This is a genomic window from Pseudomonas sp. MWU318 (assembly GCF_016756945.1).
GTDB classification, from domain to species: Bacteria; Pseudomonadota; Gammaproteobacteria; order Pseudomonadales; family Pseudomonadaceae; genus Aquipseudomonas; species Aquipseudomonas putida_A.
The window spans coordinates 559476-580023 of the sequence record NZ_JAESJL010000001.1 but is presented as its reverse complement, the minus strand read 5'-3'; the positions used below and the strand labels follow the sequence as shown (position 1 = coordinate 580023).

21 protein-coding genes and 3 tRNA genes are annotated in these 20548 nt (G+C 58.9%); 10 read left to right on the top strand and 14 right to left on the bottom strand.

Annotated elements, in window-relative coordinates; all coding sequences use genetic code 11:
* Positions 1-7 precede the first annotated feature (7 nt).
* The 5 genes from JN524_RS02455 to JN524_RS02435 form a co-directional block, all read right to left on the bottom strand.
* Positions 8-1030, bottom strand: coding sequence for an ABC transporter permease (locus JN524_RS02455; protein WP_098964175.1), 1023 nt, complete (start codon positions 1028-1030; stop codon positions 8-10).
* The gene (locus JN524_RS02450) at positions 1030-2091 is read right to left on the bottom strand and encodes a microcin C ABC transporter permease YejB (RefSeq protein WP_027612667.1); all 1062 of its coding nucleotides are present in this window, start codon (positions 2089-2091) and stop codon (positions 1030-1032) included. The genes JN524_RS02455 and JN524_RS02450 overlap by 1 nt, the downstream gene beginning before the upstream one ends.
* The gene (locus JN524_RS02445; protein WP_202368340.1) at positions 2091-3959 is read right to left on the bottom strand and encodes an extracellular solute-binding protein; all 1869 of its coding nucleotides are present in this window, start codon (positions 3957-3959) and stop codon (positions 2091-2093) included. The genes JN524_RS02450 and JN524_RS02445 overlap by 1 nt, the downstream gene beginning before the upstream one ends.
* A gap of 135 nt (positions 3960-4094) precedes the next feature.
* Positions 4095-4376: a peptidylprolyl isomerase gene (locus tag JN524_RS02440; protein WP_007912303.1), complete on the bottom strand. Its 282-nt coding sequence runs from the start codon at positions 4374-4376 to the stop codon at positions 4095-4097.
* A 96-nt stretch (positions 4377-4472) separates the two neighbouring features.
* Positions 4473-5342, bottom strand: coding sequence for an esterase/lipase family protein (locus tag JN524_RS02435; protein WP_202368339.1), 870 nt, complete (start codon positions 5340-5342; stop codon positions 4473-4475).
* A gap of 337 nt (positions 5343-5679) precedes the next feature.
* On the opposite strand from JN524_RS02435, the gene JN524_RS02430 reads away from it, so the two are divergent.
* Positions 5680-6858 carry a hypothetical protein gene (locus JN524_RS02430; RefSeq protein ID WP_202368338.1) on the top strand — a complete coding sequence of 393 codons (1179 nt, stop codon included), beginning with the start codon at positions 5680-5682 and terminating at the stop codon, positions 6856-6858.
* Positions 6859-6931: 73 nt separating this feature from the next.
* Here the strand turns inward: JN524_RS02430 and JN524_RS02425 are convergent, their stop codons facing one another.
* Entirely contained in the window at positions 6932-7996 is a 1065-nt protein-coding gene (locus JN524_RS02425) for a 3-deoxy-7-phosphoheptulonate synthase (RefSeq protein ID WP_202368337.1), read from the bottom strand.
* Between the two features lie 616 nt (positions 7997-8612).
* On the opposite strand from JN524_RS02425, the gene JN524_RS02420 reads away from it, so the two are divergent.
* From JN524_RS02420 to JN524_RS02380, 9 genes are all read left to right on the top strand, one after another.
* Positions 8613-9374 (top strand): carbon-nitrogen hydrolase family protein, encoded by a 762-nt coding sequence (locus tag JN524_RS02420; protein ID WP_202368336.1) that lies wholly within the window; start codon positions 8613-8615, stop codon positions 9372-9374.
* Positions 9371-9814 (top strand): GNAT family N-acetyltransferase, encoded by a 444-nt coding sequence (locus JN524_RS02415; protein WP_202368335.1) that lies wholly within the window; start codon positions 9371-9373, stop codon positions 9812-9814. Before JN524_RS02420 ends, JN524_RS02415 begins: the two co-directional genes overlap by 4 nt.
* 127 nt (positions 9815-9941) lie before the next feature.
* Positions 9942-10583 carry a response regulator transcription factor GacA gene (gene gacA, locus JN524_RS02410; RefSeq protein WP_024012761.1) on the top strand — a complete coding sequence of 214 codons (642 nt, stop codon included), beginning with the start codon at positions 9942-9944 and terminating at the stop codon, positions 10581-10583.
* A 2-nt stretch (positions 10584-10585) separates the two neighbouring features.
* Positions 10586-12409, top strand: coding sequence for an excinuclease ABC subunit UvrC (gene uvrC / locus JN524_RS02405; RefSeq protein ID WP_202368334.1), 1824 nt, complete (start codon positions 10586-10588; stop codon positions 12407-12409).
* Between the two features lie 32 nt (positions 12410-12441).
* Entirely contained in the window at positions 12442-13002 is a 561-nt protein-coding gene (gene pgsA / locus JN524_RS02400; RefSeq protein ID WP_007965084.1) for a CDP-diacylglycerol--glycerol-3-phosphate 3-phosphatidyltransferase, read from the top strand.
* A 60-nt stretch (positions 13003-13062) separates the two neighbouring features.
* Positions 13063-13138 (top strand) — tRNA-Gly (locus JN524_RS02395).
* 46 nt (positions 13139-13184) lie between these two features.
* A tRNA-Cys gene (locus JN524_RS02390) sits at positions 13185-13258 on the top strand.
* A gap of 194 nt (positions 13259-13452) precedes the next feature.
* A tRNA-Leu gene (locus JN524_RS02385) sits at positions 13453-13539 on the top strand.
* 343 nt (positions 13540-13882) lie between these two features.
* Positions 13883-14323: a hypothetical protein gene (locus JN524_RS02380; protein ID WP_202368333.1), complete on the top strand. Its 441-nt coding sequence runs from the start codon at positions 13883-13885 to the stop codon at positions 14321-14323.
* 152 nt (positions 14324-14475) lie between these two features.
* Here the strand turns inward: JN524_RS02380 and JN524_RS02375 are convergent, their stop codons facing one another.
* The 8 genes from JN524_RS02375 to modC all read right to left on the bottom strand — a co-directional run bounded on the left by JN524_RS02375 (position 14476) and on the right by modC (position 20548).
* A complete protein-coding gene (locus JN524_RS02375) occupies positions 14476-14637 on the bottom strand; it encodes a hypothetical protein (RefSeq protein WP_166495875.1) in 162 nt (53 codons plus the stop codon).
* A 201-nt stretch (positions 14638-14838) separates the two neighbouring features.
* Positions 14839-15345: a peptide-methionine (S)-S-oxide reductase MsrA gene (gene msrA / locus JN524_RS02370; RefSeq protein WP_202368332.1), complete on the bottom strand. Its 507-nt coding sequence runs from the start codon at positions 15343-15345 to the stop codon at positions 14839-14841.
* A gap of 207 nt (positions 15346-15552) precedes the next feature.
* Positions 15553-15837 carry a hypothetical protein gene (locus tag JN524_RS02365; RefSeq protein WP_098964161.1) on the bottom strand — a complete coding sequence of 95 codons (285 nt, stop codon included), beginning with the start codon at positions 15835-15837 and terminating at the stop codon, positions 15553-15555.
* A gap of 107 nt (positions 15838-15944) precedes the next feature.
* The gene (locus JN524_RS02360; RefSeq protein ID WP_202368331.1) at positions 15945-16175 is read right to left on the bottom strand and encodes a hypothetical protein; all 231 of its coding nucleotides are present in this window, start codon (positions 16173-16175) and stop codon (positions 15945-15947) included.
* A 122-nt stretch (positions 16176-16297) separates the two neighbouring features.
* Positions 16298-16528 carry a hypothetical protein gene (locus tag JN524_RS02355; RefSeq protein WP_007964938.1) on the bottom strand — a complete coding sequence of 77 codons (231 nt, stop codon included), beginning with the start codon at positions 16526-16528 and terminating at the stop codon, positions 16298-16300.
* Positions 16529-16598: 70 nt separating this feature from the next.
* Positions 16599-18224: an ABC-F family ATP-binding cassette domain-containing protein gene (locus JN524_RS02350; RefSeq protein WP_202368330.1), complete on the bottom strand. Its 1626-nt coding sequence runs from the start codon at positions 18222-18224 to the stop codon at positions 16599-16601.
* Positions 18225-18370: 146 nt separating this feature from the next.
* Positions 18371-19399: a DNA topoisomerase IB gene (locus tag JN524_RS02345; RefSeq protein ID WP_166495871.1), complete on the bottom strand. Its 1029-nt coding sequence runs from the start codon at positions 19397-19399 to the stop codon at positions 18371-18373.
* Positions 19400-19468: 69 nt separating this feature from the next.
* Positions 19469-20548 carry a molybdenum ABC transporter ATP-binding protein gene (modC, locus tag JN524_RS02340; RefSeq protein ID WP_202368329.1) on the bottom strand — a complete coding sequence of 360 codons (1080 nt, stop codon included), beginning with the start codon at positions 20546-20548 and terminating at the stop codon, positions 19469-19471.

Genomic DNA, 20548 nt, shown 5'->3' with positions numbered 1-20548 from the left:
TCACACTTCAGGATCGAGGGTCGAACGCGTCACGTAACGCTTCGCCGATGAACACCAGTAAAGAAAGAATCAGCGCCAGGGTGAAGAATGCCGTCAGCCCGAGCCACGGCGCTTGCAGGTTCTGCTTGCCCTGACCAATCAGTTCGCCCAGCGAAGCGCTGCCGGCGGGCATGCCGAAACCGAGGAAGTCGAGAGCGGTGAGGGTAGAAATCGCTCCGGTCAGAATGAACGGCAGGTAACTCAGCGTCGCGTTCATCGCATTCGGCAGGATGTGCCGGAAAATCACCTTGCGGTCGCTCAGGCCCAAGGCGCGAGCGGCTTTGACGTATTCCAGATTACGCCCGCGCAGGAACTCGGCGCGCACCACATCTACCAGTGCCAGCCATGAAAACAGCGCCATGATTCCCAGCAGCCACCAGAAATTCGGCTCGACGAAACCGGACAAAATGATCAGCAGGTACAGCACCGGCAATCCGCTCCAGACCTCCAGCAAACGCTGCCCGAGCAGATCGACCCAACCGCCGTAATAGCCTTGCAGGGCGCCGGCGGCAATGCCGATCAGCGCGCTGACGGCGGTCAGCATCAGGGCAAACAGGATCGATACCCGGGCACCGAAAATCACCCGCGCCAACACATCACGCGCCTGATCGTCGGTGCCGAGCCAGTTGACCTTTGAGGGCGGGCTCGGCGCAGGTTGATTGAGGTCGTAGTTGGGCGTGTCGTCGCTGAACGGGATCGGCGGGAACAGCAGCCAGCCACCGTCCTTGCGGATCAGGTTCTGCACATAGTCACTGCGATAATCGGCCTGGAACGGCAATTGCCCACCAAACTCCTGTTCGGTGTAGCGCTTGAAGACCGGGAAGTAGAGCTGGTTCTGGTAGCTCACCACCAGTGGTTTGTCATTGGCGATCAGTTCACCGCCCAGCGTCACCACGAACAGTCCGATAAACAACCACAACGACCACCAGCCACGGCGGTTTTTCTTGAATCGCGCGAAACGACGACGGCCCAGAGGCGAGAGCTTGAACATCAGGCGTTCCTCGCGGCGAAGTCGATACGTGGGTCGACCAGGGTGTAGCACAAGTCGCCGATCAGTTTTATCAGGAGGCCGAACAGGGTGAAGATGAACAGCGAGCCGAACACCACCGGATAGTCGCGAGAAACCGCCGCTTCGTAACTCATGCGGCCGAGGCCGTCGAGAGAGAAGATCACTTCGATCAACAGCGAACCGGCAAAGAACACACTGATGAACGCCTGCGGAATCCCCGAGACCACCAGCAGCATCGCATTGCGGAACACATGGCCGTAAAGCACGCGGCGCTCGCTCAAGCCTTTGGCGCGGGCGGTGACTACGTACTGGCGGGTGATTTCATTGAGGAACGAGTTTTTGGTGAGGATCGTCAGCGTGGCGAAGCCGCCAATCACCAGCGCCGTCACCGGCAACACCAGGTGCCAGAAGTAATCGGCAATCTTGCCCAGGGTCGACAGCGATTCGAAGTTGTCCGAGACCAGACCGCGCACTGGAAACCAGTTCAATGAGGTGCCACCGGCAAACACCACGATCAGAAACATTGCGAACAGAAACGCCGGCATCGCGTAGCCGATGATGATCGCGGTGCTGCTCCAGATGTCGAAATGGCTGCCGTGATGCACCGCTTTGCGGATGCCCAGCGGGATCGACACCAGATAGGTGATCAGCGTCGCCCACAAGCCCAAGGAAATGGTCACCGGCATTTTTTCCAGAATCAGATCGGTGACCGTCGCACCGCGGAAAAAGCTTTTGCCGAAGTCCAGCTGTGCGTAGTTCTTGAGCATCAGCCATAGGCGTTCATGCGCCGGTTTGTCGAAACCGTACTGCTTTTCGATGTCCTTGATCAGTTGCGGATCGAGGCCACGGCTGGCACGCGAAGTGTTGCTCATGGTTTCGCTGGAACTGCCGCCGACACTCGCACCGCCGATTCCTTGCAGATGGGCGATGGCCTGTTCGACCGGGCCACCGGGTGCGGCCTGAATGATCACGAAATTGACCAGCAGGATGATCACCAGCGTCGGAATGATCAGCAGCAGGCGCCGCAGAATGTATGCCCACATCAGTGCGGTCCTCCGGGTCTGCCACGCCCGATTTTTTCGGCGGTCATCTGCTGGTTGGTCAACGGCGTGCTGCTGATTTCCCACCAGCTCTCGATGGCTTCGTCATTGCTGGCCTGGATCGCCGGCATGCCGAATCGGTTCCACCAGACGGTGGAGGTGCCCGGCGGGTAATAGTTGGGAATCCAGTAGTAGTTCCATTGCAGCACCCGGTCCAGAGCGTGGGCGTAGTGCAACATGTCGCTTTGGGTCGAGGCGCGGATCAGGCCGTTGATCAGGGTGTCGACCGCCGGATTTTTCAGCACCATGTAGTTGTTGGCGCCGGGGTCGTTGGCCGATATCGAGCCGAAGTAGTTGAGCAACTCGCCGCCCGGAGACGTGCTGACCGGGTAGCCGGTGACGATCATGTCGTAGTCGCGGCTCATCAGGCGATTGACGTATTGCGAGGAGTCGATGCGACGGATATTCAGCTCAATGCCGATCTGCTTCAGCGTGCGCTTGTAAGGCAGAAGCAGGCGATCCATACCGTTCTGGCTGACCAGAAAGGTGAAACTCAAAGGTTCGCCTTCGGCGTTGACCAGTTGGTCGCCCTCGGGTTTCCAGCCAGCCTGTTCGAGCAATTCCAGGGCTTGCAGTTGCTTGTCGCGGATCAGCCCGCTGCCATCGGTTTTCGGCGCCTCGAAGACCTGGGTGAACACTTCGTCGGGAACCTGCCCGCGCAACGGCTCGAGGATTTTCAGCTCGGCGGCATCCGGCAACTCGCGGGCTGCCAGTGCGGTATTGGAGAAATAGCTCTGCTGGCGGATGTACATGTTGCGCATCATCTGCCGGTTGCTCCACTCGAAATCCCAGAGCATCGCCAGCGCCTGGCGCACCCGACGATCCTGGAACATCGGTTTCTGCAGGTTGAACACGAACCCCTGAGCCGATTGCGGGGCCTCGGTGGCCAGGTGGGCTTTCTGCAAACGTCCGTCACTCAGCGCAGGGCTGTCGTAACCGATCGAATAGCCGGTGGCGGAAAACTCCCGGTTGTAGTCATAGGCACCGCCGCGCAATACCTGGCGTGCGACATCGGTGTCGCCGAAATACTCGATGCTGAAGTGATCGAAGTTATACAGGCCGCGACTGACCGGCAGATCCTTGCCCCACCAGTCGGGGTTGCGTTCAAAGGTGATGCTGCGCCCGGAGTCGACCTTGCCGACCCGATACGGGCCGCTGCCCAGTGGCGGTTCATAACCACCACCGCCAGCGAAGTCGCGGGTTTTCCACCAGTGCTCGGGGAATACCGGCAGGGTAGCGATGTCCAGCGGCAAGGTGCGGTTCTCATTGCTCTTGAAATCGAAACGCACGGTCAGCGGCGCTTCCACTTCGACACCTTTGACGTCGGCGAACTGCGTGCGATAGCGCAGGCTGCCCTGGGTCATCAACAGGTCATAGGTGTAGCGCACGTCTTCGGCAGTGATCGGCTTGCCGTCAGCGAAACGTGCCTTGGGATCGATGAAGAAGCGCAGCGACAGGCCATCCTGCGAGCGCTCCATCTTTTGCGCCACCAGGCCGTAGACCGTGTAGGGCTCGTCCATCGAGCGCTGGGCCAGCGGCGAATAGAGCATGCCGTCGATCTGGGTGACGCCGATGCCTTTATCTATATAAGGCAGGATGTGATCGAAATGCCCGATCTCTATCGCCGAGCGGCGCATGGTGCCGCCCTTGGGCGCCCGCGGATTGGTGTAGTCGAAATGGCTGAAACCGGCCGGGTATTTGGCAGGTTCGCCATAGACGGTCAACGCGTGTTGCGGGGTGGCGTCCACACCAGCGGCGCCCAACAGCAGGGCCACGGCAGTGAACAGCAAAGTCGGGAAAGCCAGTCGCATTGTCAGCCTTAAAGCCGGGTGATAGATAAGCGCAATTTGTACGCGAGCGGCGCGTCAGTCGCCAGCCGTATCCTGTAACCAAAACACAACGGCCCACCAGAAGGCGGGCCGTTGGGGCAGCAATCAGGCGACTAATCAGTCCTGACGGCTGGTGACTTCGAGCAGGTGATAACCGAACTGGGTCTTCACAGGGCCTTGCACGACGTTGATTGGCGCGCTGAAGACCACGGTGTCGAATTCCTTGACCATCTGGCCAGGACCGAACGAACCCAGATCGCCGCCCTGACGGCTGGACGGGCAGGTGGAGTTGGCCTTGGCGACTTCGGCGAAGTCAGCACCGCCTTCGATCTGGGCCTTGAGTTCGTTGCACTTGTCTTCGCTGGAAACCAGGATGTGGCGGGCAGTGGCTTTAGCCATGGGGAAATTCTCCAATCTATTTCAGTAAAGTGTGGAGCCTACCGGATTCAGTAAGCGATTTCTCGGCAAAGTTCCACTCGGTACATTGACGCACATCTACAGTTGCGCGGCTTTCAGGCGCATCGCGTGTTCGACATAAAGGTCGACGGGATCCGCGCCGGGTATTCGCAACCCGCCCGGATGGCGCAAGCTGCCAAGGTGATTGAGGGGGTAGTCGGAGCGGATGACCCGGCCCAGATGAGAACTGTAACGGCCCACGAAACCATCGTTCTGTCCGGCCTCCGTGACGAAATGGCTGGATAATGCGTGGCAGACGGAATGCACTGGATCCAGTGCCTGCAACAAATTGTCCTGCAGCGTGCCGCTCCAGGAGTAGTAGTGAACGTCATTGACCCGTTCCGCCCCCTGGCCGCCCCAGGTAGAAGGCAGGCCTTGAGGGTATTTTTGGTTGAATTGCCTGACGTCCGCAGTCGTCAGGGCATTGAGTGCGGCTACGGCGTTCTGCGGCAGACCCGGTTGACCGCTGAGCTGCGATAGGAATCGCGCAAACTGTGTCGCAGCGTGCTCCGCTACCTGCTCCGGCAGGCCTCCCGGAATCAGCGCCAGGCGTAAGGCGTCAGCCAGTTCCGAGCCGTGATTGGGGCCGCTGACCGATGTCACTGAGGCGACTTTTTTCGGCGCGAGCGCAGCGGCATAACGGCATGCCAGCGCGCCCTGGCTATGTCCGATCAGGTTGACTTTACCGGCGCCGGTGCCTCGTAGAACGCGTTCGATCTGCAACATCAATTGCTGGCCGCGAACTTCGTTGTCATGGGTTGCGGACAGCTGCGGCACAAACACTTGTCCGCCTGCCTCCCTCAGCGCTTGCTTGACATCATGAAAAAGCTCGAAATGGCCGATACGGTCAAACCCGAACAGGCCATGGACCAAAAGGATGGGGTAGCGGGTTGTCGCATTCCGTTGCATGTTCCTGCCTCTTTTGCAGATGCTTGTCAGTGGTTTGTGCGTGCCACTGTAAAACAGGCCTGCGGGTCGGCGATGTCTGAAAACTCCTCGGTACTGAAAGGAAACTGGGCCAAAAGCGGTACGAATATTCGCTTCTGCTTGAGAGGGTAGTCGGAACATTTGGCAATCTTTTGCCCGGTATCGCTGGATTCTGCTTCGTAAGCCTACGTCATGCGGTGTATTTACCCTGCCGATGGAAGGCGTTGTGCTGACTTCCGCCGAGCGCTGGATGGTGTTCAATGGATTTCGTTCGACGCGGCCTTCACGGCGGCGTTTTATCCAAGGAATGGAGCTACGAATGTCTATATACGAAGCCAACGGCGATTCTTCTGTGGCACCAGCGTCAAGTATGTCCCCGGTAGCGGATGACTCCGGTGGACGCGGTCTTCTGAATTTGAAGGTGGACGGCGAAAACTTCGAATTCTGCTATCGACCCGCGCCTGCAGCGGCATCCTCCCCAGTCTCCTGGCTGCCTGCTCCGATGCTCGAGGTCATGGAGGGCGGAATGCTTGATCCCTCACTGGACAACGCATTTGTCAGGGTGGCGGCTTACCCGAACATGTTGTGCGGCGACAAACTTGTGCTGAGCTGGCAAGGGCTGGATGACGAAGGATTGCCGTATATCCACGAAACTACACGTGCGGTCAGTGAAAGTCAGGTGGGGCAGGAACTCGTCTTTGTCGTAAAGGGTTTGCATATTGCAGCGCTGGAGCGCGGCTCGCTTGAGCTTTACTGGACGCTGTACAGCGCTGCGCTGGCAAAGCCGGTGTCATCCAGTCGTTTGCAGCTGAATGTGGGTGATCCGGAACCCGATCTGCTGGCTCCGATTCTTGAAGAGACGGTGGGCGGGACGCTCGATCCAGCCCGTGTTCCGCAGGGCACTAGCGTTGTCGTGCGACCTTACGCCCGCATGGCTGTCGGGGACCGGGTCGTCCTGTCGTGGCAAGGTGTCGAAGGACTGCCGGTGATCAGTGATGTGCTGCTCGTGGAGCCGTTTGCTGTCGGCGAAGCGCTGTCTTTCTGGATACCCGCAGATCGCATCGCCCCTCATCGTATGCAGGAGGTGAGCGTCAGCTACCGGGTGGAATCAAGGTCGGCGCAGGTGAGGAACTCTGCAACCTCGCGAATTTTGATCGCGCCATTGATGCGAGGCGATCTCGCAGCTCCGCAGGTACTGGAAGCGCAAGATGGTGAGCTGGAGGTAGCAGATGCCGAGGATGGCATTACCGTGGTGATCGGCAATGCCCAGGCCGAGCAGGGGGAGCTGGTTTACTTGAAATGCGATGGTGAGTATTTCAGTCATCGCGATGACCGGGACATCACCCGGGAAACTGCAGGCCAGCCATTGGTATTCATCGTGCCTTACCGTTTCTGGCGGGAACATCGGGAAACTGTGGTGCAAGTGTCGTATTCGGTGGAGCGGCTGGATGATGTCAGCCAGGCTTCCGAGATAACCCGCATTCGGGTGCGGGCATGACCCGGTGGTGAAGGCTGAGCGATGATTCAGCCTTTGCGGGATTTTGATAAGCCCGCAAAGGCTGCTCGGATCATCAGGCTCGAAGTCGTTTGGCGGCATTCGACAGCAACTGCTCCGTCGCGCTGAACCCCAGGCAGCCATCGGTGACCGATACGCCATAACGCAGGGCAGGGCTCAAAGGCTGGCAGCCCTCGAACAGATGGGACTCAATCATCATGCCGATCAAGGTGCGATCACCTTGCAGCCGTTGTTCGAGTACCTCGTTGAACACATCGGGCTGGCGCAGTGGATCTTTGCCGCTGTTGGCGTGGCTGCAGTCGACCATGATGCGGCTCGGAATCTTCAGGCGGTTCAGGTCGGCATGTACCCGGGCGACGCTTTCGCGATCGTAGTTGGGGCCTTGATGACCACCGCGCAGTACCAAGTGCGTATCGGGGTTGCCCGGTGTCTGAATGATCGCCGGGTGCCCTTGGCTGTCGACGCCGAAGTGTCGATGCGGATGGGCCGCCGAGCGCATGGCATCGACGGCTACGGTTACGCCACCGTCGGTGCCGTTCTTGAAGCCAACAGGTATGTTCAGGCCGCTGGCCATTTCCCGGTGGATTTGCGACTCGGTGGTGCGTGCACCGATGGCAACCCAACTGAGCAGGTCGTCAAAGTAGCCGGCCGCCATTGGTTGCAGCAGCTCGGTAGCGATGGGCAGCCCCAGGCGGATCATCTCAAGCATCAATTCACGCGACAGGGTCAGGCCGGCTGCCATGTCATCGCTGCCGTCCAGATGCGGGTCGTAGGCCAGACCTTTCCAGCCAACGGTGGTGCGGGGTTTTTCGATGTAGGCGCGCATTACCAGCAGCATCTCGTCGCTGACCTCATGGGCCAGTCGGGAAAGTTTTTCGGCGTATTCGAGTGCGGAGCGCGGGTCATGAATCGAGCAAGGGCCGACGACGACCAGCAGGCGATGGTCTTCGCCATTGAGAATCGCGCGGACCGCCTGGCGGTGGGCTGCGACTTGCTGGGCGAGGGCGTTGCTCAGGGGCAATTGCTGTTTGAGCTGCAACGAGCTGGGCAGACGCAGGGTCAGTGCTTCGTTGGCAGAGTTCAGTGTGGTCAGTGGCAGAGCAGAAACAGACGAGTTCATATTCGGGATTCCTGGGCTGGCGGCGGGTGCTTCCCGCTCACTCGGCCCTACTGGGGTGTTCGACAATTGGCCGGATTGGCTGCGTGTGTGTGCTTGCCACCTGTGGGTGACCGATCGGAGGCGGCAGGCTGTCCCGAGCGGAGGCTGCTAAATCGCCAGGCGGTAAAAGTGTCGTAACGGTAATAAGTGGCGTAGTTCATGTGTTGATTCCTCAAAGTGTCTGGTGTGTTGCTGAAAAATTCGGGCCTGAAAAAGCAAAACCCCCGGTCGGGAGGCCGACCGGGGGTTGAGAATTCTCTGGTAGGCGACCCGTTTTCATGGGCGCCGTGTGGGTATCAGGCGCGCCAGTGGCTAAACCAATACCCAAAATAAAAGCTCGCTGGAGCGCAAACGTCATTCGCCCGGGCAGCCGCAACCGAGCGCAGGGCGCTGGCGGAACGAAGCTGTGAGAGGGCGTTGAACATGATCTGTCTCCGATGAATGCGCCGAGCTTACTAGAGGCCCGTACGCCTGAGCAATCAGAAATTGCTATCGCTCATTCAAGGCGTTACCTATCGCTTGAGTGCCACAGACGTTGTGACACACTGCGGGTTTGGCACAACCCCAAGGATGAATAATGTCGACGTTCACCATTGCTGCAGCCCAATCGTTTTCCGTTGCCGGTGATCTGGCGGCGAACATCGCCCGTCATTTGCGCTTCATGGCCGTGGCAGCGGAGCAGGGCGTCGAGCTGCTGGTGTTCCCGGAACTGTCGCTGACAGGCTACGAAGGCCAGATGGCCGCAGACCTGGCAATCGATCCGCAGGATGCTGTGCTGCAACCCTTGCGCGATTGCGCTCGCGAGCTGAGCCTCACCGCTGTCGTCGGCATGCCGATTCGCGATAGGAACAGTTCGAAGATATTGATCGGCGCGCTGACATTAGGAGGGGATGGTTCTCTTGAGGTTTACAGCAAACAACATTTGCACAGTGGCGAAGAGCTCTTCTATGCCCCTGGGGCTGGTGGTTCTACCTTGCGGATAGGCAGCGATTCCGTCGCAATGGCGGTTTGCGCTGATTTTTCCCACGCCAGTCACGCGGCAGCGGCTGCCGAGTTTGGCGCCGACCTGTACGCAGCAGGCGTGCTGATTGGCGAGAAAGGTTATGGCGTGGATAGCGCAATACTGCAGGGCTATGCCCAAAACTACTCAATGGCTGTGCTGATGGCCAATCACGCCGGACTCACGGGTGGATGGCAGTCAGCAGGGCGCAGTGCTGTCTGGTCTGAAAACGGCGCACTGGTCGCCGCCGCACCAGGCCCGGGTGAGCTGTTGGTCGTTGCGCGACGTGATGCCGGCGAATGGCAGGGGCAGGTAGTACCTGTGGCGGCGGGGCAATGACCTATCATTTGCGTCGCGCCGAACCGGCAGATCGGGCGTTCGCCCGAGAGCTGACGTGCCAGAACATGCTGCGCTATTACATTGGCCACGATCTGCTGTGGCAGGACCAAGCGTTCGACGTTGCCTGGGATGGCCGTGACAACTGGCTGATCCTTCTTGCTGAAATTCCTGTGGGTTTTTTCAGTCTCAGTCGCGATCGCCGGGCCTTGTACATACGCGAGCTACAAATAGCCGAGGCCTCTCGCAGGCAGGGCGCAGGATCCTGGGCGATTGATCAGGTTGTCGCTCTGGCTTGCAGCGAAAAACGCCCGGCACTGCGATTGACAGTATTCAGAAATAATCCGGCACAAAGTCTGTATGAGAGAAAAGGCTTCAAGGTATGCGGCGAGGACGAGTGTTTCCTGAGGATGCAGCTCGATTTCGGTACACCTGTGCTCTGAAACCCACGGCCGGCAAGCCCTCGATGATGAATTGAAACTTTTTAAATGACGCTTGCCGCTAGGTCTCACCGGCACTTTTTGCTAAGGTGTCCGGCATCCCAATAAGACCATATCGCGAGGTGTCTGCTTGATTAGGGTGCTAGTGGTCGATGACCATGATCTCGTTCGTACAGGCATTACACGGATGCTGGCCGATATCGATGGCTTGCAGGTGGTTGGACAGGCCGAGTCCGGGGAAGAGTCCCTGATCAAGGCTCGTGAGTTGAAACCCGATGTGGTCCTGATGGACGTCAAGATGCCTGGTATCGGTGGCCTGGAGGCCACGCGCAAGCTGTTGCGCAGTCATCCGGACATCAAGGTTGTCGCTGTCACGGTGTGTGAGGAGGATCCGTTTCCTACACGTCTGTTGCAGGCAGGCGCCGCCGGCTACCTGACCAAGGGCGCCGGGTTGCCGGAAATGGTTCAGGCGATTCGCCTGGTATTTGCCGGGCAGCGTTACATCAGCCCGCAGATTGCCCAGCAACTGGCGATCAAATCGTTCCAGCCAACCAACGATTCACCTTTCGATGCCTTGTCTGAACGGGAAATCCAGATTGCGTTGATGATTGTCGGCTGCCAAAAGGTGCAGATCATCTCCGATAAACTCTGCTTGTCGCCGAAAACGGTGAACACATATCGCTATCGGATCTTCGAAAAGCTGTCGATCAGCAGCGACGTAGAGCTGACGCTGTTGGCAGTACGCCACGGCATGGTTGATGCCAGCGCCTGATCATGACTGAAACATTCGATTCCGGCGCCTTTCTGGCGACAGTCAGTGGGCGTCCCGGCGTCTATCGCATGTTCGACAGCGAGGCGCGCCTGCTGTATGTCGGCAAGGCCAAGAACCTCAAGAAGCGCCTTGCCAGCTATTTTCGCAAGACCGGGCTGGCGCCGAAAACCGCTGCGCTGGTCGGGCGTATCGCGCAGGTCGAAACGACCATCACCGCCAACGAAACCGAGGCGTTGCTGCTTGAACAGACGCTGATCAAGGAGTGGCGTCCGCCGTACAACATTCTGTTGCGCGACGATAAGTCCTATCCCTATGTCTTTCTGTCTGATGGCCAATTCCCACGTCTGAGCATCCACCGTGGCGCGAAGAAGGCCAAGGGCAGGTATTTCGGCCCGTACCCGAGCGCCGGGGCCATTCGCGAAAGCCTCAGCCTCTTGCAAAAGACCTTTTTCGTCCGTCAGTGCGAAGACAGCTACTACAAGAATCGCACGCGCCCGTGTCTTCAATATCAGATCAAGCGTTGCAAGGCGCCTTGTGTCGGCCTGGTGGAACCTGAGGTCTACGCCGAGGATGTACGCCATTCGGTGATGTTTCTCGAGGGGCGCAGTCACGCCCTGACCAATGAGCTGTCAACCGCGATGGAAGAGGCGGCAATCAATCTCGAATTCGAGCGCGCCGCCGAGTTGCGTGACCAGATTGCCTTGCTGCGCCGGGTCCAGGATCAGCAGAGCATGGAAGGCGGCACGGGCGATATTGATGTCATCGCCGCCTTCGTCAATCCAGGCGGCGCTTGCGTTCACTTGATCAGCGTGCGCGGCGGTCGTGTATTGGGCAGCAAGAACTTTTTTCCGCAAGTGGGTATCGAGGAGGAGGTTGGCGAAGTCATGGCGGCGTTCCTCGGTCAGTACTACATCAGCAGTCCGGAGCGCGACCTGCCGAGCGAACTGATCGTCAACGTGGTGCCGGAAGATGCCACGGCCTTGATCGAAGCCATCCACGAGTTGCGCGGTCGTGAATTGACCATCAGCCTTCGGGTGCGTGGCACACGGGCGCGCTGGCAGCAGTTGGCGGTCACCAATGCCGAGCAAGCGCTGGGCGCACGCCTGGCCAACCGTCAACACACGGCTGCGCGCTTCGATGCACTGGCTGAAGTGCTGAACCTGGATGAGCCGCCGCAGCGTCTTGAATGCTATGACATCAGTCATTCCAGTGGTGAGGCCACCGTCGCTTCCTGTGTCGTGTTCGGCCCGGAAGGCGCAATCAAATCCGACTATCGTCGCTACAACATCGAAGGCGTTACGGCGGGCGATGACTATGCGGCCATGCACCAGGCGTTGACTCGGCGCTTCAGCAAATTGAAGGACGGGGAGGGCAAGTTGCCGGACATTCTGCTGGTGGACGGTGGCAAGGGACAATTGTCGATGGCCCGTGACGTGCTCAATGAATTGGCGGTGCCGGATCTGATCCTGCTGGGTGTGGCCAAGGGCGCAACACGCAAGGCCGGCTTCGAAACTTTGTATCTTAATGATGCCGCCCATGAGTTCACATTGCGCGGTGATTCACCGGCACTGCACCTGATTCAGCAGATTCGTGACGAAGCTCACCGCTTCGCAATTACCGGCCACCGCGCGCGGCGCGGCAAGACCCGCCGCACCTCGACGCTGGAAGGCGTTGCGGGTGTCGGGCCGACCCGACGTCGGGACTTGTTGAAACATTTTGGTGGATTGCAGGAGCTGTCTCGTGCAAGCATCGAAGAGATCGCCAAAGCACCGGGGATCAGTAAAAAGCTCGCAGAGTCGATTTATGCAAACCTGCATAGCGAGTAGAATGCCAACTCACCTCGTAGCCAGTTGTGCCGATGAATATCCCTAATCTGATTACCGTTCTCCGCGTCCTGCTCATCCCGATCTTCATTCTGTTGTTTTACCTGCCTTACCAGTGGAGCTACATGGCCTCCGCTTCGGTATTCGCCTTTGCGGCGGCAACTGACTGGCTGGATGGCTATCTGGCCCGGCGGCTTGAACAAAGCACGCCGTTCGGCGCGTTTCTCGATCCGGTTGCCGACAAACTGATGGTGGCAGTCGCTTTGGTACTGCTGGTTCAGGAGCACGGCAATTTGTGGCTGACACTTCCCGCAGCCGTCATCATCGGCCGCGAGATTGTCGTATCGGCCTTGCGTGAATGGATGGCCGAACTCGGTGCCCGCGCTCATGTGGCAGTGTCCAATCTCGGCAAGTGGAAAACCGCGGCGCAGATGCTGGCGCTGGTGATCCTGCTGGCCAATCCCCGCGATTTCAGCTTCTGGGTCTTGCTGGGCTACTCCTTGCTGATGATCTCGGCAGGCCTGACATTGTGGTCGATGGTTCAATACCTGCGGGCCGCCTGGCCGCATCTGAAAACTGACGTTGAAAAGAAATAAAACTTTTTTGAATCAAAGGGTTGACGGGGCATCTGAAATCTATAGAATGCGCCACACCAAGCGGGAATAGCTCAGTTGGTAGAGCACGACCTTGCCAAGGTCGGGGTCGCGAGTTCGAGTCTCGTTTCCCGCTCCAAGTTTGTACGCGGTTGTTGTTGTGCTACTAAACAGCGATCGTTTGAGGCCGAGTAGCAAAATGGTTATGCAGTGGATTGCAAATCCACCTACGCCGGTTCGATTCCGACCTCGGCCTCCACTATAAACAAGCTCCGTAGATCCATGATTTACGGAGCTTTTTTATTTTCAGTGCGCTGCAAGATTAAGTCTTGAAATCAGCTACTGTGAACTTGCTTCACCGGGACGTGATGTATATATTTCCCGCTCTGCTTCAACGGCTCAACACAGACAGATTCTCTGGTCGACTGATTTGAGCACTACAACAGCGCTACCGCCCGAATGGCGAAACTGGTAGACGCATGGGACTTAAAATCCCCCGCTCGTAAGGGCGTGCCGGTTCGATTCCGGCTTCGGGCACCATCTCTAAAATCAAGGGTTTGCGGGCGAAAGCTGAGGCAAACCCTTGTTTGTTTCGGATCGCCATTTTTTGACTGGCGCCTCCTCAATTCTTTTCATCCCTTCTTGTTCCTGCGCGCAGAGACCGTTGGTCACTTCTCGATGCAGCCAATCCTGCAAGCGTCTACGTTTGTGGCTTGGTCGAAGATATCAAAAGTCATTGAGTGAACATTTGAGCTTGACCCGATGGCGTTGATATCAGGATGGATCTTGATCACGGCGCGGTGCATCGCTCAGGCGATGGGTATTCAGACGGCCTGTCTGTCACGCCAGACCCGCCATTTTGGACGTGTTAAGGAGAACACCGATGGCAATCAATCAAGTGCACGCAGCAACCGATAAAACCGCTCTCGTCGAAGCCGAGGTGTACCGTTGGTACAATCTCTTCTTTCCGTGGTCGCGCGGTATGTCTTCCCAGTCGGAAGGCGCTATCAAGCCTCTGTACGATGCGTTGGCGAATGACTTCCGTGTGGTACTCACCGATGGACAGATCATGAGCCGGGCGGACTATTGGGAGCGACTTTGGGGCTTGTATGGCAAGCGTGCTGGAAGCCCTGAGTCGCACATCACCAACCTCTCGATCACAGCGCTTCCCGGGGACTGCTTCCTGGCCGTCTTCGACCTTGTCAAAGACGGCATTACCAAGAAGAAAGTCGATTCGGCGCTTATGCGCGTCGACCAGGCCTCGCCATCCGGAGTTTCATGGGTTTATGTCCATGAAAGCGAGCACGAGAGGAGCTTTGCGTAAGTCACTTGAGTTGCACTCTCGTGGCTAAAAAGCCTGGATGTTTTTAACGGTGACGAAAAATCAAGCCCAGCCCCGCGCTGGGCTTTTTTGTATCTGCTGTTCAGCCAGAAACAAAAAGCCCGGACGGATCCGGGCCAGTTGAGGGAATACATTCAGCGCGAATCAACCTCTTTTGCAGCCTGGGCGTTTGATCGTTCCTTGCGCCTGCGCAGCCAGCTGAAGAATGCATGTACCGGGTGTAAAAACGCAGCCAGTACGCACAGTAGCATGATGGTGAAAATGGCAATCAGCGGGAGGCTTTCGTGCGAGAACATGGTGGGGTACTCCTGTAGGCACTATGTTGGAACCCGCAGGCTAGACGCTTTGAGCCATGCTTGCGATGAACGTATGTTCATCCTCGGGCGCTTGAACTGTGCTACGGAAGGCTCACCAAAATGATCGATTCCAGAGGTGCGCAAGCGCCGGCCTTCAGTTGAGGCCAGCGCCGTGCGTTGAGTGATTACGCAGGTATGTTTTCAGCTGCGTTTCGGCAGCTTCCAGTTTGGGCGGATGAAATGGCAGGTGTAACCGTTCGGGATCCGCTCCAGGTAGTCCTGGTGCTCAGGTTCAGCTTCCCAGAAGGGACCCGCCGGTGCGATTTCGGTGACCACGCGTCCCGGCCACAGCCCGGAAGCGTCGACATCCGCAGCAGTGTCTTCGGCGATGTCACGTTGTTGTTCATTGAGATAAAAAATCGCCGAACGATAGCTGGGGCCGAGATCGTTGCCTTGACGGTTGGGTGTACTCGGATCGTGGATCTGGAAGAAGAACTCGAGGATCTGCCGGTAGCTGATCACCGCCGGGTCGAAAACGATCTCGATGGCTTCGGCGTGGTTGCCGTGGTTGCGGTAGGTGGCATTCGGTACATCGCCGCCGCTGTAACCGACGCGGGTTTCCAGCACGCCGGGATAACGCCGCAGCAGGTCCTGCATACCCCAGAAGCAGCCGCCGGCGAGAATCGCGGTTTCGGTTTGTCCGGTCATGATTTTTTGCCTCTAGGTGACGGTGGATATGGTTCTGGTTATGAGGGCGCGTTGGCTATTTGCAAGCCTGATTCAGGGCTACGGGCTGCTCGAACCGGAGTTTTCAACAAAAAGCCCTGACGATAAGGCCAGGGCATTGATGGGTTCGAGCGGTGAATTCGTGGCAATTCACGTCGAGTGATGGACTAAAAACACGACATCAATCGGTTATACGAACGCTTGCCCGAAAAAGCCCCTTGGCAGGCGCTGCGGCCCGGCCAGCGCGGTCAGGCGTTCGATCCACTCCGAACGCCAGTTTGACGCACCGTGATCAGCCTTGGTGTGGCGCGCTGCGCGGCGTGCGGCATTGCGCTGGGTCTTGCGTGCTTCTTTGTAGGCGTCGGTGTTGCGGCAGCTGCGGCATTTGACGCGATTGAGTTCCAGGCTTGAGGCAAGGTTGTCGCCCTTGTGACCACAAGCCAGATGTCCTTCTGTTTTGAAATGGATAACCATGAACCGTCTCCTGGGTGACGTGTACAGGTTTTGACCGCCCACACCTCGGGGCGTTCGGTACATCGGCCAGACGGTACGCCGGTTAGCTGTCGTTTATCGCGGTGCAGTCATCTGAAACGTGGCAGTGGCCGCTCGACCGGTTGTAGCGACGACAGGGTGCTGCGGATCAGCGGTGTGTCTTTTTCGATGTCGTTCAGTCGATCGCGGATGCGCAGGGCAGTCGGATGGCCGCCTTGATGATCGACCCAGTCGGCGATTTCCTTGCAGGCCGCCGCCAGGCGAGACTGACGGGAGTCGAGCAGGGTGAGGAGGGTGGTGATGGACTCTTTTTCGGACATGGAACACCTCCGTTCAGACAAACCGTTGAGAGGCAGCAAAAAGCCCGCGGGCTGCGAGCTCTCTGCCGTTGGGGCGCTGGTCCGTCAGCTGCTTTGAGTATAGACCCCGCCTGTCAATTGCATCAGCCGGCCGATTGTCGCGCCGGCAGCGGCGAGCTGGCCGCATTGAGCCGTCGGCATTCGCGTCGGGCATCTTCCTCAAGATCGTAGCCGTCGCCGATGAAGCCGCCGGTGCGGGTGTCGTTGATCCGAAACCAGCTGCTGGCCTCAGCGGGTTCATGTTGGCTTTCCCCGGCACGGCGGCCGTGAATGATGATCTTGTTGCAGCGTTTTACGACAAAGATGTCTTCCATGGCGTCACCACAGCAAATAGGTGTCAGATCAACTATAGAAGCCCTTGCCAATCGTGCAAAAAATAGCCAGTCAGTTCGTCGGTTGCAGCCGCCACTCTGTGGCATGCCAATCCAGGCGGTGCGTCGGTTTCAACGCCTGTAGAAACTCAGTGTCGTGGGAAACCGCAACAATTGTGCCGGGAAACGTCTGCAATGCCTGCTCGAAAGCCTGAACCGATGGTAGATCCAGATGATTGCTCGGCTCGTCGAGCAGCAACAGTTGCGCAGGCGTCTTGCCCCACAAGGCCACCGCCAGCGCGGCTTTCAAGCGTTCGCCACCACTCAGTGACGCGCTCGGTCGGGTGACCCGTTGCGCGTCCAGTTGCAGATGAGCCAAATGCCCGCGCAATGCACTTTCACTCAACGGACTCTGCAGCGCGAGCAGTTGCTCGATGACGCTGAGACGATCATCCAGCAGCTTTAGATGCTGGTCCAGATAAGCCACGGGAACATGGGTGATGCATTCGCCGCTGGCGGGATGCAGTTGACCCGCGAGCATCCTGAGCAACGTCGATTTGCCGCAGCCATTCGGACCATTGACGGCGACGCGCACTGGTCCGCTCAGCGCGATGTTGAACAGCTGCGCCGGCAACCATGGCACGCACGCATCAATCAGCGTACAGACTTTGCGCGCAGCAGGCACTGCGCTGCCGGGCAGGTTCATCAGCACCACATCGTCCGGGAGTACTTTGGCGTAGGCATCGCGCACCTGCGCATCGAGTTCGGATTTGCGCTGCTGATGACCATGACGCACCTGGCCTATGATCTGCCTCGCGGCACCTTTCAGGCCGGCGCGCTCGAAGCCCGAGACGTTGGCGGTTTTGGCATTGCGCAGTGAGCGGGCGGCATGCCGCTGGATGGTGTCGTGCTCGTTTTGCAAGCGCTGCTGCTCGCGCCGGCGCTCGGTTCGGCTTTGATCCAGCGCCGCTTGCGCCGCTGCCTGATGGATTTGCCGTTGCTGCTGGTAAGCGGAAAAATTGCCGCCGTACACCGTGACACCCAGCGGCGTCAGCTCGACGATACGCTGCATGCGCTCAAGCAATTGCCGGTCGTGACTGACGACGATCAATCCGCCGCGCCAGCGTTCCAGTTCGCTCATCAACCAGTCGCGGCCGTGGCCGTCGAGATGATTGGTCGGCTCATCCAGCACCAACAGGCGCGCCGGACTCAGAAACGCCCCGATCAAGGCCAGCCGTGCCTGCTGGCCACCGCTCAGCGGTAGGGTCAGATCCGTGGGAGCAATGTCCGGCAGACCGGCGTTATCCAGCGATTGGCGCAGGCGTTCGGGCAGATCCCAGCGCTCGCTGGCGATATCGAAATCTTTCGCCGCCGCCTCGCCAGACTGCAGCCGTTGCAATGCGCAAAGAGCGGCCGCGGTGCCCGTGGCGTCGGCCACGGTCTGTCCCGCGTCAGCGGTGAATGTTTGCGCCACATAGGCCAATGGAACTGAGCACGTCACGCTGCCGGCAGTCGGTTGCAAGTGTCCGGCAATCAGCTTGGCCAGCACGCTCTTACCGACGCCGTTGCGCCCGACGATGGCGGTGTGGGTGTGATCGAATTGCAGATTCAGGTCGTTGAAAATCGTCTCGCCATTGGCGAACTGAAAACTGGTTTGATTCAGGGAGACGAGGGCAGGCGTACGCGAGACGTGAGTCATCGGCACCTCCGAAAAATGTCGTGAACACTGACAGGCGCTATTCAGCGCTTATCGCGATTACATTTTCAGAAGGCTTGATTGTTCACTTTCTGCGGTCGTCCTGAAGGGGGGAAAGGTGGCTAGCCTAGATCACCCATCCAGCGCGATCAAGGCGCGTCCATCATTTGCTCGAGAAACATCGCCAGCGCCACTTCCTCGGAGCGCAAGCCCTTGCGCACCCGCGGGCGTGGCAGTTCAGCCAGCGCACCGAGCAGGAAGCGCTCGACCACCGCCGGATGGATGTAGCACTTGCGGCACACCGCCGGGGTGTTGCCCAGCTGTTTGGATACGCTCTTGACCATCTCCACTACGTGCCGTTTCGCCTCGGCTTCCGACTCCCATTGCAGTTCGCGCAATACCGCCAGGGCCAGTGCGCTGCCGGCCCAGGTGCGGTAATCCTTGGCGGTGAAGTCGGCACCGGTGAGGGTTTGCAGGTAGCTGTTGACGTCGTGGGAACTGACGGTGTGCCGCTCGCCGTTTTCGTCCAGATACTGAAACAGATTCTGTCCGGGGATTTCCAGGCAGCGCTTGATGATGCGCGCCAGGCGACGATCCTTGACGGTGATCTGGTGTTCGATGCCGCTTTTGCCGCGAAACTGGAACAGGATCGCGCTGCCGTTGACCTCGACATGTCGGCTGCGCAGGGTGGTCAGGCCATAGGAGCGGTTGTCCCGCGCGTATTGGGTATTGCCGACACGAATCAGTGTGGCGTCGAGCAGCGTGATGACCGTGGCCATGACTTTGTCGCGGCTGAAGCCGGGGGCGTCCAGCAGGGTTTCAAGCTGTTTGCGCAACTTCGGCAATGCCATGCCGAACTCACGCAAGCGCGAGTACTTGTCGGCATCGCGCACCTCGCGCCAGCGCGGGTGATAGCGATATTGCTTGCGGCCCCGGGCATCGCGTCCGGTGGCCTGCAAATGGCCACGCGGATCGGCGCAGATCCACACGTCGGTGTAGGCCGGCGGCACTGCCAGCGAATTGATCCGTTTGATCTCATCAGGGTCGGTAATGCGCTGCCCGGCCGGATCGAAATAGGCGAACTTGCCACGCAGCTTTTTACGGGTGAGGCCGGGCTGGGTATCGTCGACGTAATGCAGGTCGGGCGGTAAGACGTCGGCTAGTGCGGTGTCGGGCATGGCGGTGTCCTTGGCGAATCGCTCTGTTACAGCGATTGACCGCGTGCCGTGCCCGTCGTGCCAACCAATTCAGGCCAGTACGGCGACGGCCTTGATCTGCGCCCATAAATGCTGGCCCGGGTGGATGCCGAGCTGATCCCGGGAAAACCGCGTGATCCGCGCCAGCAACGGTGTGCCGCCGGCATCCAGACGAATCAGCACATGCGCGGCATTGTCCGCCGCCAGCTCGCTGACCACGGTCACCGGCAAGCGATTGAGGATGCTGCTGGCCTCGCTGTTGTGCAGGGCCAGACTGATGTCGCGGGCGTGCACCTTGCAGCGCAGTGCCTGACCGACCGCCATCGGCGCGTGAGTCACACGGATGTTCATGGCAGTCGCCGGCAATTGCAGACTCAGCAACTGGTACTCGGCATCGTAGGCGCTGACCTGGCCTTCGATGATCACTCCGGCGTCATCACCCAACGCCATTGGCAGGTCCAGCCGGGCAAGGGTCTCGCCAATCGGGCCGCTGGCCAGGGCCTTGCCGTCGCTGAGCAGCACCAGATGATCGGCCAGGCGGGCGACCTCATCCTGCGCATGGCTGACGTAGAGCACCGGGATGTCCAGCTCGTCGTGCAGACGTTGCAGGTATGGCAGGATTTCATTTTTACGCTGACTGTCGAGGGCGGCCAGCGGCTCATCCATCAGCAACAGTTTCGGGCTGGTCAGCAACGCGCGGGCGATGCCGACACGTTGGCGTTCGCCGCCGGACAGATGCTGCGGATGACGCTCCAGCAAATGACCGATGCCCAGTAGTTCGGTGGCTTGCGCCATGTCGACCCGACGCTGGGCCTTGGCGATGCGTTTAAGGCCAAATTGCAGGTTGGCCAGCACTGACAGGTGCGGAAACAAACTGGCTTCCTGGAACACGTAACCGATTGCACGTTTGTGCGGCGGGACAAAAATCCGCCGTTCGCTGTCCTGCCAGACTTCGTCGTTGATTCTGATAAAGCCCTGTTCAGCCCGCTCAAGCCCGGCGATACAGCGCAGGCAAGTGGTTTTGCCCGACCCGGAATGACCATACAGCGCAGTCACGCCACGCCCCGGCAAATGCAGATCGACATCCAGACTGAAACCCGGATAAGTGATTTTCAGACGTGCATCAATCAT

What these genes read in the sequence shown, in the direction of transcription:
- JN524_RS02455 (WP_098964175.1), bottom strand. Translation starts at nt 1,030, where the DNA reads ATGTTCAAGCTCTCGCCTCTGGGCCGTCGTCGTTTCGCGCGATTCAAG.
- JN524_RS02450 (WP_027612667.1), bottom strand. Translation starts at nt 2,091, where the DNA reads ATGTGGGCATACATTCTGCGGCGCCTGCTGCTGATCATTCCGACGCTG.
- JN524_RS02445 (WP_202368340.1), bottom strand. Translation starts at nt 3,959, where the DNA reads ATGCGACTGGCTTTCCCGACTTTGCTGTTCACTGCCGTGGCCCTGCTG.
- JN524_RS02440 (WP_007912303.1), bottom strand. Translation starts at nt 4,376, where the DNA reads ATGGCTAAAGCCACTGCCCGCCACATCCTGGTTTCCAGCGAAGACAAG.
- JN524_RS02435 (WP_202368339.1), bottom strand. Translation starts at nt 5,342, where the DNA reads ATGCAACGGAATGCGACAACCCGCTACCCCATCCTTTTGGTCCATGGC.
- JN524_RS02430 (WP_202368338.1), top strand. Translation starts at nt 5,680, where the DNA reads ATGTCTATATACGAAGCCAACGGCGATTCTTCTGTGGCACCAGCGTCA.
- JN524_RS02425 (WP_202368337.1), bottom strand. Translation starts at nt 7,996, where the DNA reads ATGAACTCGTCTGTTTCTGCTCTGCCACTGACCACACTGAACTCTGCC.
- JN524_RS02420 (WP_202368336.1), top strand. Translation starts at nt 8,613, where the DNA reads ATGTCGACGTTCACCATTGCTGCAGCCCAATCGTTTTCCGTTGCCGGT.
- JN524_RS02415 (WP_202368335.1), top strand. Translation starts at nt 9,371, where the DNA reads ATGACCTATCATTTGCGTCGCGCCGAACCGGCAGATCGGGCGTTCGCC.
- uvrC (WP_202368334.1), top strand. Translation starts at nt 10,586, where the DNA reads ATGACTGAAACATTCGATTCCGGCGCCTTTCTGGCGACAGTCAGTGGG.
- pgsA (WP_007965084.1), top strand. Translation starts at nt 12,442, where the DNA reads ATGAATATCCCTAATCTGATTACCGTTCTCCGCGTCCTGCTCATCCCG.
- JN524_RS02380 (WP_202368333.1), top strand. Translation starts at nt 13,883, where the DNA reads ATGGCAATCAATCAAGTGCACGCAGCAACCGATAAAACCGCTCTCGTC.
- JN524_RS02375 (WP_166495875.1), bottom strand. Translation starts at nt 14,637, where the DNA reads ATGTTCTCGCACGAAAGCCTCCCGCTGATTGCCATTTTCACCATCATG.
- msrA (WP_202368332.1), bottom strand. Translation starts at nt 15,345, where the DNA reads ATGACCGGACAAACCGAAACCGCGATTCTCGCCGGCGGCTGCTTCTGG.
- JN524_RS02365 (WP_098964161.1), bottom strand. Translation starts at nt 15,837, where the DNA reads ATGGTTATCCATTTCAAAACAGAAGGACATCTGGCTTGTGGTCACAAG.
- JN524_RS02360 (WP_202368331.1), bottom strand. Translation starts at nt 16,175, where the DNA reads ATGTCCGAAAAAGAGTCCATCACCACCCTCCTCACCCTGCTCGACTCC.
- JN524_RS02355 (WP_007964938.1), bottom strand. Translation starts at nt 16,528, where the DNA reads ATGGAAGACATCTTTGTCGTAAAACGCTGCAACAAGATCATCATTCAC.
- JN524_RS02350 (WP_202368330.1), bottom strand. Translation starts at nt 18,224, where the DNA reads ATGACTCACGTCTCGCGTACGCCTGCCCTCGTCTCCCTGAATCAAACC.
- JN524_RS02345 (WP_166495871.1), bottom strand. Translation starts at nt 19,399, where the DNA reads ATGCCCGACACCGCACTAGCCGACGTCTTACCGCCCGACCTGCATTAC.
- modC (WP_202368329.1), bottom strand. Translation starts at nt 20,548, where the DNA reads ATGATTGATGCACGTCTGAAAATCACTTATCCGGGTTTCAGTCTGGAT.